This is a genomic window from Pedobacter gandavensis, assembly GCF_014172405.1.
GTDB lineage: Bacteria > Bacteroidota > Bacteroidia > Sphingobacteriales > Sphingobacteriaceae > Pedobacter > Pedobacter gandavensis.
This window is the reverse complement of record NZ_WNXC01000006.1, coordinates 96614-109513: the sequence shown is the minus strand read 5'-3', so window position 1 is coordinate 109513 and position 12900 is coordinate 96614. Positions and strand designations below refer to the sequence as shown.

At 38.4% G+C, this 12900-nt stretch carries 13 protein-coding genes; 10 read left to right on the top strand and 3 right to left on the bottom strand.

Annotation, left to right across the window (positions count from 1 at the left end; genetic code table 11):
* Window positions 1-19 precede the first annotated feature (19 nt).
* Window positions 20-457, bottom strand: a complete 438-nt coding sequence (locus GM920_RS16210; RefSeq protein WP_182959421.1) for a DUF3995 domain-containing protein — start codon at window positions 455-457, stop codon at window positions 20-22.
* Window positions 458-676: 219 nt separating this feature from the next.
* On the opposite strand from GM920_RS16210, the gene GM920_RS16205 reads away from it, so the two are divergent.
* The 6 genes from GM920_RS16205 (at window position 677) to GM920_RS16180 (ending at window position 7557) form a co-directional block, all read left to right on the top strand.
* A complete protein-coding gene (locus GM920_RS16205) occupies window positions 677-1342 on the top strand; it encodes a class I SAM-dependent methyltransferase (RefSeq protein WP_182959419.1) in 666 nt (221 codons plus the stop codon).
* 61 nt (window positions 1343-1403) lie between these two features.
* A complete protein-coding gene (locus GM920_RS16200; protein ID WP_235964558.1) occupies window positions 1404-2228 on the top strand; it encodes a DUF3050 domain-containing protein in 825 nt (274 codons plus the stop codon).
* A 196-nt stretch (window positions 2229-2424) separates the two neighbouring features.
* Window positions 2425-2829 carry a BlaI/MecI/CopY family transcriptional regulator gene (locus GM920_RS16195; RefSeq protein WP_182959417.1) on the top strand — a complete coding sequence of 135 codons (405 nt, stop codon included), beginning with the start codon at window positions 2425-2427 and terminating at the stop codon, window positions 2827-2829.
* A gap of 89 nt (window positions 2830-2918) precedes the next feature.
* Window positions 2919-4547: a M56 family metallopeptidase gene (locus GM920_RS16190; RefSeq protein ID WP_182959415.1), complete on the top strand. Its 1629-nt coding sequence runs from the start codon at window positions 2919-2921 to the stop codon at window positions 4545-4547.
* Between the two features lie 75 nt (window positions 4548-4622).
* The gene (locus tag GM920_RS16185; RefSeq protein WP_182959413.1) at window positions 4623-7121 is read left to right on the top strand and encodes a TonB-dependent receptor; all 2499 of its coding nucleotides are present in this window, start codon (window positions 4623-4625) and stop codon (window positions 7119-7121) included.
* 49 nt (window positions 7122-7170) lie between these two features.
* A complete protein-coding gene (locus tag GM920_RS16180; protein WP_182959411.1) occupies window positions 7171-7557 on the top strand; it encodes a YybH family protein in 387 nt (128 codons plus the stop codon).
* A gap of 131 nt (window positions 7558-7688) precedes the next feature.
* On the opposite strand, the gene GM920_RS16175 is transcribed toward GM920_RS16180, so the two are convergent.
* The gene (locus tag GM920_RS16175; protein WP_182959409.1) at window positions 7689-8324 is read right to left on the bottom strand and encodes an NAD(P)-dependent oxidoreductase; all 636 of its coding nucleotides are present in this window, start codon (window positions 8322-8324) and stop codon (window positions 7689-7691) included.
* Between the two features lie 181 nt (window positions 8325-8505).
* Here GM920_RS16175 and GM920_RS16170 point away from each other — a divergent pair, with 181 nt between their 5' ends.
* Together GM920_RS16170 and GM920_RS16165 are read left to right on the top strand one after the other, a co-directional pair.
* Window positions 8506-8913 (top strand): (deoxy)nucleoside triphosphate pyrophosphohydrolase, encoded by a 408-nt coding sequence (locus tag GM920_RS16170; protein ID WP_182959408.1) that lies wholly within the window; start codon window positions 8506-8508, stop codon window positions 8911-8913.
* 9 nt (window positions 8914-8922) lie between these two features.
* Complete coding sequence (locus tag GM920_RS16165; RefSeq protein ID WP_182959406.1) at window positions 8923-11058, top strand: prolyl oligopeptidase family serine peptidase; 2136 nt, start codon at window positions 8923-8925, stop codon at window positions 11056-11058.
* Window positions 11059-11177: 119 nt separating this feature from the next.
* On the opposite strand, the gene GM920_RS16160 is transcribed toward GM920_RS16165, so the two are convergent.
* A complete protein-coding gene (locus GM920_RS16160; RefSeq protein ID WP_182959404.1) occupies window positions 11178-11660 on the bottom strand; it encodes a TlpA family protein disulfide reductase in 483 nt (160 codons plus the stop codon).
* A 106-nt stretch (window positions 11661-11766) separates the two neighbouring features.
* Here GM920_RS16160 and lspA point away from each other — a divergent pair, with 106 nt between their 5' ends.
* Both lspA and GM920_RS16150 read left to right on the top strand, forming a co-directional pair.
* Entirely contained in the window at window positions 11767-12276 is a 510-nt protein-coding gene (gene lspA, locus GM920_RS16155) for a signal peptidase II (protein ID WP_182959402.1), read from the top strand.
* A 121-nt stretch (window positions 12277-12397) separates the two neighbouring features.
* The gene (locus GM920_RS16150; RefSeq protein ID WP_182959400.1) at window positions 12398-12832 is read left to right on the top strand and encodes a PepSY-like domain-containing protein; all 435 of its coding nucleotides are present in this window, start codon (window positions 12398-12400) and stop codon (window positions 12830-12832) included.
* Window positions 12833-12900: the final 68 nt, after the last annotated feature.

The window sequence follows — 12900 nt, the reverse complement described above, 5'->3', positions numbered from 1 at the left end:
TCTAAATGGTATAGCTGCCTTATTTTCCGCAAGACATTAGTGGAATTGATAAGCTAAAGAGCGAAATCAAAAGACACAATGGAATATAAGTTCTGGTGTCCTCTTTTGAAAAACCAGTTCCTTTAACGCTCTTCATCATACCGATGTATTTGAAATCGCCAATGGCACGTAAAGAAAAGATACCAGCAATGAAATAAGTGGCAATATGAACGTAATTCATCGGAATAAAGGTTCCAATGATTCCTGTATTTGCCACCGTAATGAAGGCAAAAATAGCCAGTCCAACAGCGACCATTAAAGTGCCTGTTTTTCCAGGTTGTAAGGCTTTTTCTCCACTAGAACTTACAGGTAGTGCATTTTCCAATGCCCAGGTACCGCCAAAAGCCCAGTAGATATGTAAAAAAGACAGGAAAAGAAAAATCATTGCATTAATTGCAACCAGGAAAAACATCATCATAGTTATAGATAAAAGGGTCGCAATATCGCAATACTTTCCGTTTCCATACTATATAGGGAAGAAAAATATTGTCAATTATTTTTTTGGCTTTCAAAAACAGTCATTTTCATTAAATCTGGAAGGTGACTTTATTTCCTTATACTTGTTTTATATCTTGTCGCACAAATTAGGTGTTGAAGTGTTAAATCAATTGATACTAAGGGTTTAAATAGCTCAATTATGGAAAATAAATGGAATGAAGATGAATTGAAAGCAGTCGGCAGTCAATTAAGTTCACCAAAAGGTGAGGAAGGGAAGAAAACCGGAGAACGTATGGCTGTTTCAAATGAGAATATGATCAAGAGGACGATTGATGCGATGAAACTTGCCAATAAACAGGAGGTACTCGAAATTGGACCAGGAAATGGAAGCCACCTTGCTTTGCTCATGGCACAGGCAAAAGGGTTGCATTATACTGGAATCGATATTTCCGATACGATGATTGAAGAGGCGAACAGAATTAATCAGGAATTTGTAGCTGCAGGTCAAGCCATTTTCTCTTTGTCGGATGGTGTTCATATCGATTTTCCTCCCCATACTTTTCATAAGATTTTCACGGTGAATACCTTGTATTTCTGGAAAGACCCTAAAGCTTATGCAACAGAAATTTATAAGGCCTTAAAACCAGGCGGCTATTTTTGTATTGGGTTTGCCGACAAAACTTTCATGGAACAGTTACCTTTTACCAAATGGGATTTTGAGTTGTACCATACGCAGATGGTGAGAGATCTATTGGAAGAGGTGGGCTTTGACGTTATAAAAGTGTGGGAAGAGAAAGAGCAGATCACCAATAATCTGGGGATGGATGTAAAAAGAGACATCATTGTCATTACTGCAGGAAAATAAATTACTGCTATTGTCATTTTTAAATAAGTTCGTACTTACTCAGGATATTCAATCGTACCGAATGTATACATTTGCATTTTTTACGACCATGGAAAACAGAACAAATACGACACTAGAAAAAATTCAACACCATATTGAGCCATTAAGACAGGAGATTATTCAGCATAAAGTTTATGGAGTGATTAATGACCTGACAGATTTAAGGATCTTTATGGAATACCATATTTATGCAGTTTGGGATTTCATGTCCCTCCTGAAAGCTTTGCAAATCAATTTAACCTGCACCAGTATTCCTTGGTTTCCGGTAGGCTCTGGAAATACCCGTTCCCTAATTAATGAAATTGTAGCAGGGGAAGAATCTGATGTAGATGCGCAAGGTAATAAGAAAAGTCATTTTGAGATGTACCTGGATGCGATGCAGCAGTGCGGCGCAGATACCAGTGCTTTTGCTAAATTTATGGACGCTTTAAAGTCTGGAGAAACAAGGAATGCAGCATATGAAGCAGCAGGAACTCCGGTGGAGGCCAGAGATTTTGTTGATTTCACTTTCCAGGTAATTGATGGGAAACAAACGCACATACAAGCGAGTACTTTTACTTTTGGTAGAGAAGATTTGATACCTAATATGTTTTTAACGATGGTTAACGACTTAAATCAGAAGTTTCCTGACCAAATTTCTATGTTTAAATATTACCTGGACAGACACATAGAAGTGGATGGAGATCACCATAGCCACCTCGCATTGGAAATGACTGCAGAACTTTGCGGGAATAATGAAGCGCATTGGTTAGCAGCTGAAGAAATGAGCCTGGAATCATTAAGGAAAAGAATAGGACTTTGGGATGGTGCTTATCATGCCATCATGAGCCGTAAAAATAACGGATAATTACAATTAATTTATTTCTATATACGGGCGGAGAACTATGGTTTTTCGCCCTTTTTTTTGCGCCTGTTTTTATTAGCTGCTGTTAAAGCTTTGTTTAATAGGTTGTTTTACGCCTGTTTTTTCGATTATAGCTTTATTCTATAAAAATAATAATCCTAAGTATTGTTTCGTACGAAAACTTTCCTACCTTTAGATTATGGAAGTGCATAATTCTAAAAACCCAAAGCAAATAGAGCCAACAAAAGCAGAATTGGAAATTCTACAGGTATTATGGGAGAAAGGTCCAACTACCGTACGTTTGGTAAATGATAAATTAAACGAATTTCGGGAGGTCAATTACACCTCTACTTTAAAGTTGATGCAAATTATGGCGGAAAAGGGAATCTTAACCCGTGATGAAAGTCAAATGAAACATATTTATCACGTAGCAGAAAAAGAGCAGACGACCAAGGATTTTCTATTAGACAAGTTTATTGATACCATGTACAATGGCTCAGCGGGCCGGTTGATGATGCAGTTAATGGGGAACAAGAAAACTTCAAAAGAAGATCTTGAAGCCATCAAAACCTTACTAAGTCAATTGGAAAAGGAGAAGTCTTAGCTTAAACAGTAACAGATATTCGAAATAAATGGGGGCTTTCAAAAAGCACCTAATACAAAGAAATAGCACATCCTTAAAGAACCACAGGTATGGAAAGCATCATTTTTAAAACTTTATTACACTCACTATGGCAAGGCTTGATCCTTGCCTTGCTCACAGCGGCAGTGATTATTTTTACCAGCAGATCTAGCGCCAGGTTAAGATATAATCTTTTGATTTCTTGTTTCATCTTGTTCTCAATAGGTGTTTTTGCCAGCTTTATATATGAATGGAAGTTTGCCGATGAAACTGCTTTTTTTGGTGTAAATGGCAATACTGAAGTAAATAACGGGTTTCTGCCTGGCATAACATCATCAGGTCTGAATAGTCCGGGGAATACTTCTATCGCTATCGTACAGCAGCCCTGGATTTGGATTCAAAGTGTATGGTCTTATTTTAATTCCTATGCGACTACGATTGTGTTACTGTGGCTGTTAGTCATTGCTGCGAAGAGCGTTCAGTTGTTTGCTGGACTGTACAGTATCAAAAGAATCCGGAACACAAAAATCACGGACGCCGGAGTGTTTTGGAAAAATAGGGTTCAGGAATTGGCTGTGCAATTTGGTATTCATAAGGTAGTGGCTATTGTGCAGTCTGGATTGGTAAATGTCCCAATGGTAGTAGGTTATTTTAAACCATTGATTTTGGTTCCAATTGGTTTGCTCAATAACCTTTCAAAAGAAGAGGTAGAGGCGATCATTTGCCATGAGCTGGCACATGTAAAACGAAGAGATTATCTGGTGAATATCTTGCAGAGCTTTATGGAATTGCTGTTTTTCTTTAATCCAGCGGTTTTATGGATTAGTGGTTTGATCAGGGAAGAAAGAGAAAGTTGCTGCGATGATCTGGCTGTTTTGAATACGAATAATAAAGTCGGTTATATCAGTGCTTTGGTTTCTTGTGAGGAGTTTCAAATGAATAAACCTCAGTATGCCATGGCCATTGCTGAAGATCCTGGTCAACTGGTGAAACGCGTGAAAAGGATCGTTTCTAATGATCACCCTACACTAACGAAAATGGAACAGCGGATTATGGCGGTCGCCTTGTTGACGGTCCTGACTTTAAGTATGGCGTTTTCGTCTGTGATGAAACAACCGGCCAAACAGCCGAACAAAAAATCTGTTCAAAAAATTCTGCAAGCCAAGGAACCAAAAGCATTTGAAAAGGGAGTTTCAAAAGTTGTGCAACAACCTTCAGACCTTGAGCAAAAAGCTGCAGACATTGCAGGGAAATCTGCAGACGTTAAGCAAAAAGCAGCAGCGGTTGAACAACAAGCTTCAAGCGTTGAAAAGAATAGGTCAATAGTTGATCAGCTAGTTGCTGCTACAGAAAGGGTCCTGGTGAAAGCTGGAAATAAAATTTTTGGATCAGGTAAAACGAAGACGATAACAGAACGGTCAGAATCGGAGACTGCAAAATCTACCATTACTAAGAAGTTTGTGGCAGATGATGAAAATGCACAACGCTATAATGAGAAAATCCAGGACAATATCTTGGAAGATTTGATAAAAGATCACTTGGTGGCTGGAAAAGAAAACCTTTCTTTCGAAATGGATAAGGATCAGTTTGTTTTAAATGACCAGAAACTTCCGGAAGACATTCGAAAAAAATACGCCAAAAAATACATAAAAAGTGTGGATTGGATCATCTCTTATCAACAAGAATTTGAATCTAAATAAAACATCGTAAATATTCATTTAATATACCCTAGCCTGCTGTTGAGCAGCATTTCTTCAAATTAATTATTAAAATAAATGAAAGTATTGATAGTGGCAATTTTAGTCGCCTGGCTGAGTACAGCCCAAATTTTAGCTTTTGGTCAAGCCTCGGTGGAGATCAAACCAGCTCCAGTTTCCAATAAAGTAATCGGAACAGGGCGTATTTCAGGGAAAGTCGTAAAGGATTCTAAACAACCTTTCGATCTGGCAACCGTAGCGCTATTCAAGGTGAGCGATAGCAATCTTTTGAAAAGCACTTTTACGGCTGAAGATGGGAAGTTTTCTTTTGAACAACTGACTGAAGGAAGTTATCAATTGAGAATTTCTGCGATGGGCTATCAAAATCTCCAGTCAGCAGTGATCCTGTTGAAAGCGGGAGCTTCCAGCATTTTGCTTCCGGATTTGACTTTGCGCGCGACAACAAAAGACTTAAAAGAAGTCGCTATTACAGGAAAAAAAGCCTTTATTGAGCGTAAAATTGATCGTACAGTAGTTAATGTTGACGCATTGATTGCAAATTCAGGCACAACAGCAATGGATGTTTTGGAGAAATCTCCAGGGGTAATTGTAGATCAGAATGGAGCGATTAGTCTGAAAGGAAAACAAGGGGTTGCGATATTTATTGATGGTAAGCCGAGTTATTTGTCCGGTACGGACCTGGAAAATTACTTGAGGTCATTGCCATCTTCTGCCTTGGATCAGATCGAATTGATGACCAATCCTCCTGCAAAGTATGATGCGGCCGGAAATGGGGGAGTGATCAACATTAAAACCCATAAAAATGACCAACGTGGGTGGAATGGCGGACTAAATCTGGGCTATGTTCAGGGGCAATTGGCTAGAACGAACAACAGCTTCAACATGAATTACCGAAAAAATAAACTGAACTTTTTCACCAACCTCGGCTATAGTCATCAAAATAATTTCACCGATCTGGATTTATTTAGACGGTATAAAAATGAGGATGGCAGTACTCAATCTTTTTTCGAACAGAATAGCTATATCCGAAGAAAAGGTAATATGCTGAATGGTAAAATCGGAATGGATTACTACCAATCAGAGAAAAGTACCTGGGGCTTGGTCTTAACAGGCATGGACAGATCTGGGAATCAAACGACCGATAATGTTAGTCAGCTTTTAAATGCGGGAAGGGAGTTGGATTCTGTAGTTAAAGCACTAAGTAAAGACAGACAAAGCTTTAAAAATCTCGGCGTGAATCTGAATTATCGCCACGACTTTGATAAGTCAGGACAGCAGCTTGCATTGGATGCCGATTACCTGGTTTATAAAACCAATACCCGCCAACAGATTCTTAATTCTTCCTATTTGCCCGATCAAAGTTTGAAATCTGAAGATATTCTCCATGGTGAATTACCTGCTAATATTAAAATTTATTCATTTAAAGCAGATTACACCAAGCCTTTTAAGAACAATTGGAAGGTAGATGCCGGTGTAAAATCAAGTTATACCAAGACAGATAATGTGGGCGCATATAGCTATACAATTGGCGAGGTCACCAAGCCGGATTATCAAAAGAGTAATCATTTCATTTATAAAGAGAACATCAATTCCGGTTATTTAAACCTCAGCAGGGAATCTGGGAAATGGTCGATACAATTGGGGTTACGTGCAGAAAACACGAATTCTGACGGTCATCAACTTGGTAATCCTGTGAAACCTGACTCTGCTTTCAATAGAAACTATACCAGTTTGTTTCCTACGGCATATGTATCTTATAAACTGGATACTTTAGGTAATCATCAGATTGGTTTAAATTATGGCAGAAGGGTAGATCGTCCTTATTTCCAGGACCTGAATCCTTTTGTTTCCCCACTGGATAAGTTTACTTATTATGAAGGAAATCCTTTCTTAAACCCTTCTTTTACCAATAGTATTGAGCTTTCTCATACTTATAAGAATAAGATTACGACCACATTGAGTTATAGTGATACTAAAGATGAGGTGAACGAGACTATTGAAATTCGCGATGGGATCTATTATAGCAGGCCGGGAAATATTGGAAGAAAGGTAGTGAAAAGCCTTAGTGTAAATGCAGGATTGGATCTGTTTTCATGGCTGACCTGGCAGTTTTATGGGGAGGTAACCAATATTGATGCAAAAAGTGCTGATTTTTATAGTGGAGCCTTACATACTAAGGGAACTTTCTTTTCTACCAACAATAGTTTTCAATTTAAATTGAGCGAAAGCTGGACTGCGGAAGGTAGTGGCTCTTATCGCTCTAAAATTACGGATGTACAGTTTACTATAGGACGGATGTATGGATTTAATGCGGGGGTCCAAAAGAAACTTTCTCCAAGTTCGACGATAAGAATAAATGGTAATGATCTCTTTTATACCAGGATTACGAATGGAAAGATCAACAATTTGGCTGGAACAACAGCAGGCTGGCGCAATCGGGCAGATTCTAGAAATGTAGTCTTAAGTTATAGCTATCGCTTTGGAAAGACCTTTTCGGGGGTTAGAAAACACAAAAATACCGGAGCAGAAGATGAGCAAAATAGAGTGAAAAATTAATATTTTCACCATCTTAGCAGTTCAACAAACAAGACGAAGCTAATTTTTTATGAGTTCAGTATCATTTTTTAAAAGACAAGAAGAAGAAGCCATCCGCCTTTCCAGGATGGACTCAAATATGGCCATCTCTAACCAGGATGTTGCAGGAGTAGCCAAATATTGGATGGATGATATCATTGTGATCTCCGGAGAAGGTGGACAGTATTCAGGTAAAGCGAAATTATTGAAAACATGGAAAGAGATGTTTGCTGGTAAACCACCTTTATTTGAACGCATTCCTTCATCTATTGTCATTGGGGATAGTGGGATTTTAGCCTGGGAAACTGGCGCCTGGAATTATAAAACAGAAGCGTTTAGAGGTAATTATTCAGCCATGTGGCGCAAAATTGATGGTGTGTGGTTAACACAATCAGAGTTGTTCGTTTCATTGGATTAATCATAGAACATTCCTTGAATTTAAATCCGCTTATTGACTATCCATTTGTATAGATCAATAAGCGGATTTTCACTTTAATAATTGTGGGTATTCCATATAGTTAAAGTGTAATTAATTAAAATTGAGCTACTTTAGCTGGCTATGAACGGTCCTTTTCGAATATAAGTAGGATCAGTCAGTTGTTGAATAACAAAGTTTGCCAAGTCAGTAGTGCCGATCTTTCCCCCAAGGCAGTCCCGCAGACTTACTTTTAGGTCGCAGGTTTCATCTCTTTCTTCAATCCAGGGCAACCTGACCATTGTCCATTCGATATCGCTTTCCAGTAAATATTGTACTGCTTTTTCTTTATCTGACGTGACTACTGGAAAAGTTTCTTTCATCCATTTAGAACCCTGTAAGTTAGCTTCGCTCTTTTGATCGCCAGGCATATCAATGCTTAATCCGGCAAGAAATACATATCGGCTAATCCGCTTTTGATGCATCACCTGAATCAGATTTGCTGCTGCAAGACTAGAAACGAGTGGTTCATCTTTTGGTTGACCAATTGCACTAATTACCGTATGACAACTGTCCAGTAAATGATCGGTTGTATCCAAATCCTTAATGTCACCACTTACAATTTCCAAATTTGGGTGGCTGATGGTAAAGGATTCAGGTTTTCTAAGGAGTGCTTTTACCTGATAACCTTGGTTTAATAATTCTTTAAGCAGGTATTTTCCTGCTTTTCCTGTTGCGCCAATAAGGGCAACTTTTATGGCAATATTCATATTGTTCTTAATCAAAAATGATAAATTGAAGGGTATTATTTATACATAAACATCTTGTTAGACATGGGAAAGGCCGTTGAGGCATTCCTGTCTAGCAGATCGGATTTTTGGAAATCCTGTTTAGATATGGATTAAGAATTAATATAGAACCAAGATAGCCATAAAAAAATTATCTTCGGCTATGATTGATGTTTGTTGTGCAATTATCGTGAATGAAGCGGGGCTGGTATTGGTTACGCAACGCAGTGCCACCATGTCTATGCCTTTGAAGATGGAATTCCCTGGAGGTAAAATGGAACCTGGCGAAAGTCCGGAAGATTGTCTGATCAGGGAAATCAAAGAAGAGTTGGATGTTGAAGTGGAAATTGTTGCCGCGATACCGGCCTCTTCGTATCATTATCCAACGTTCTCAATTCTCCTCATTCCTTTTGTATGTCGCATTGTTGCCGGGGAAATTCTGCTGAAAGAGCATGCGGCTTATGCTTGGATGGAGCCTTCAGATTTACTAAATTGCGATTGGGCGGAAGCAGATATTCCTGTTGTTCATGAGTATCTGAATCCTGCAAACCATACCTCAATAAAAGAATAAATAGAATTTATGAAAAACTCAGGCAAAGGGTTAATCTTTCTCGCCGTTATGCTTCCATTCGTTGCGGAAGCCCAGCTGAGTAATACCCCAAAAAAAACTATGACTTACCCTGAAACAAAAAAAGAAAACGTAACAGATACTTACTTCGGTACTACTGTAGCAGATCCTTATCGTTGGTTGGAAGATGACCGTTCGGAAGAGACCAAATTATGGGTACAGGCACAGAATGCGGTAACTCATGCCTATCTCGCACAAATTCCTTATAGAAATGACATCAAGGAGCGTTTGAAAAAACTATTGAACTATGAAAAGTATTCTCAGCCTTTTAAAGAAGGTGGATATACTTATTATTACAAGAATACAGGTTTGCAAAACCAAAGCGTCCTTTATCGTCAGAAAGAGGCTGGGGAACCTGAGGTTTTTCTTGATCCAAATACCTTTTCAAAAGATGCAACCAGTTCTTTGGCTGGAATAAGCTTTTCAAAAGATGGAAGTATGGTGGCTTATCAGGTTTCTGAAGGTGGTTCGGACTGGACTAAGGTGATCATATTGAAGGCTAGTGATAAATCTGTAGTTGGTGAAACATTAACAGATGTGAAATTTTCAGGGATCGCCTGGCAAGGAAATACTGGTTTCTACTACAGTAGCTACGATAAACCAGCTGAAGGAAGCCAATTGTCCGGACTGACTCAATATCACAAACTTTTTTTTCATCAACTTGGGACTGATCAAAAGGATGATCAATTGATTTTTGGCGGGGAGAAAACCCCAAGACGTTATATTGGTGCAGGTTTAACAGAAGATGAGCATTATTTGATTATTTCTGCAGCAAACTCCACTTCTGGTAATGAATTGTATATTAAAGATTTGACCGCCAAAGATGGGAAGATTGTTCCTGTGGTTGCTAATTTTGATAAGAACCATAGTATCATCGATAATATTGGAACAAAATTGTACATCTATACCAATCTGAATGCGCCTAACGGTCGGGTGGTGACGGTAGATGCTGCTCATCCAGGCGTTGAAAACTGGAAGGAACTGATCAAAGAGACTAATCATGTGCTGAGTCCTTCTACAGGTGGGGGTAAATTATTTGCCAATTATATCAAAGATGCGGTATCCATGGTTTTGCAATACGATATGAATGGCAAAATGGAGCATGAAATTAGGCTTCCAGGAATCGGCACAGCTGGTGGATTTGGAAGTAAAAAAGAAGATAAAGAATTGTATTATACCTTCACTTCTTATGTATATCCTTCAACGATCTTCAAGTATAACGTAGACAATGGCAAATCTGAAGTGTATAAGAAGTCCGGAGTAGATTTCGATCCTTCGAATTATGAGTCTAAGCAGGTGTTTTACACTTCAAAAGATGGCACAAAAGTACCAATGATCATTACCTACAAAAAGGGCATCGTCCTTAATGGTAAAAATCCGACTGTTTTATATGGTTATGGAGGTTTTGATGTTAGTCTGACTCCTTCGTTCAGCACTGCTAACATTGTATTGATGGAGCAAGGCGGTGTTTATGCGGTAGCCAATTTGCGAGGTGGTGGAGAATATGGGGAGAAATGGCATTTGGCAGGAACGAAGTTACAAAAGCAAAATGTGTTTGATGATTTTATTGCTGCTGGAGAGTTCCTGATCGCTCATAAATACACCTCTAAAGATTACCTGGCCAGTATGGGTGGTTCAAATGGGGGCTTACTGGTTGGCGCTACTTTGGCACAACGTCCTGATTTGTTTAAGGTAGCTTTCCCTGCGGTGGGGGTAATGGATATGCTTCGTTACCATAAGTTTACCGCTGGCGCTGGGTGGAGTTACGATTATGGTACTTCAGAAGATTCCAAAGAGATGTTTGAATACTTGTATAAATATTCACCTGTTCATGCTTTAAAACCAGGTGTTAAGTATCCTGCTACATTGATTACAACAGCTGATCATGATGATCGTGTGGTGCCTGCTCATTCTTTTAAGTTTGCAGCAACCTTGCAAAGAGATCAGGCTGGTGATGCACCTGTTTTAATTAGCATACAGACGAATGCGGGGCATGGGGCAGGGAAACCAACCGATAAAGCCATAGAAGAAATTGCCGATAGATGGGCTTTCCTCTTTTATAATATGGGCGTTAATTATAAAAAATAATCCTTAAAAACAGCCAAATGAAAATGCCAATTGAATATTCAATTGGCATTTTCATTTGGCTTGAAATCTTCAACTAAGCAAGAAATTTGTCAGTTGAGGCAGAGATGTGTTTGAATTCCTTATTTCATTAGATTGAGGAATTTGGGCACATCTTTTTCATTACTAGAGAATAGGATCAATTTTTTATCTGGTCCGTAAAGGTATAATGAAGGATATTGTTTCGGATGAAATAAAGGAATGAAAACGTAGTCCTTGTCTTGTAAGGTGGTTACGTTTTTCATGGTTTTTAATGGTTTAGCAAAAGTATCCACGAAATAGTTGATCGAACGAAATACATCTTGCGAGACTAAGTACATATTAACGCTTGATAGTTCCTTGGTGCTTTTACTAAGGTTTCCGGCTACCTTCTGACAATGTTCGCAGGTGGCATCAAAAAACATAATCAGTGATTTTTTTCCTTTAGGAATCTGGTCTGTAGAAAATTTAGCTCCATTTTCTTTATAAAAAACAGCGTTTGGTACCGCTGTTCCTGGTGCCAGCCCCTGTGCAAAGGCACCAATTGAAAATGCAGTGAATAGAAGGGAAAAGAAAAGTGATTTCATAAGTTCTTTTTATTGATTAATATTGGCAATATCGCGTTCTCATTTGAAGAATGTGTCATTTGAATTAAAAAATACAATACCAATATTTATCAATTGAGGTGCCAAAATGGAAAAAAGTAAATTTAGTGGTCTGGCGGGGAAGGTGTTGATCTTAGTAATTATATTGCTGAACGTAGGTTGTGATCAAATTAGTAAATCTATTGTCAGGGATCATGTCGCTTATTATGAAAATATAAAGCTGATTAGTGATTATGTTACGCTGACTAAAGTTGAAAACTCAGGGGCCTTTTTGAGTATGGGTGATTCTCTACATTCAGGGATTAAATTTGTCCTGCTGCTGTTGCTGCCGGTAGGGGTATTGGCATTGGGTCTTTATTTCGTGATGAGCAGGAAGGACCTCAGTTTAGCGATGGTTTTAGGAGTTTGCTGTGTGATCGGTGGAGGGATCGGTAATTTGTATGATCGGATACTATACGGATCAGTTACAGATTTTCTTCACATTGATTTTATCTTGTTTCAAACCGGGGTATTTAATGCGGCTGATATGTCTATTATGGGTGGAATGTTGTTAATCATTCTCGATTCATTCCATAAGAAAAAAGAAGCACAAAATTAAAATAATTAAGTTTAAATGGCTGTTTTTGCATTAAATAGCGGTATTGTCTTGCTTAATTTGATGTGCGGATAAATTTAGGCGCTTTCTTTGTGGTATGGCTAGATAACAAAAATCATTTACCATGAAAAAAAGATTATTATTGGCAGTAGCACTGCTGTTCTCCGGTCTAACTTATGCGCAGGATATTCCTGCCAAAGACGTTCCTTTAGAGGTGCGAAATTCCTTTAAGAAAGCATTCCCAAATGCAACTAAAGTAGAATGGGAATTGAAAGGTGATTTATATAACGCTGATTTCGATATTGGCAGACGTGATCATGAAGTATGGTTTACCAGTAAAGGAGCTATAGTTAAGCACAAAAAAGAGATCAGAGCGAAAGAGCTACCGGTAGCCGTGGCAAATGTGATCAAGAAAGACTATAGTGGTTATAGAATTGATGATGTAGATCATTTTGAAGAAGGAAAAACAGTCCTTTACAAAGTGGAGTTGAAAAAAGTTGGAGAAGAAAAGAAAGTAGTTTTTGACGCGAAAGGAAACGTAGTCAACAGAATATTATAGGAATCTTTTTTATAGGGACTAACACAAACACCGAACGTCATCATGATTTTATTCAAGATGACGTTTGG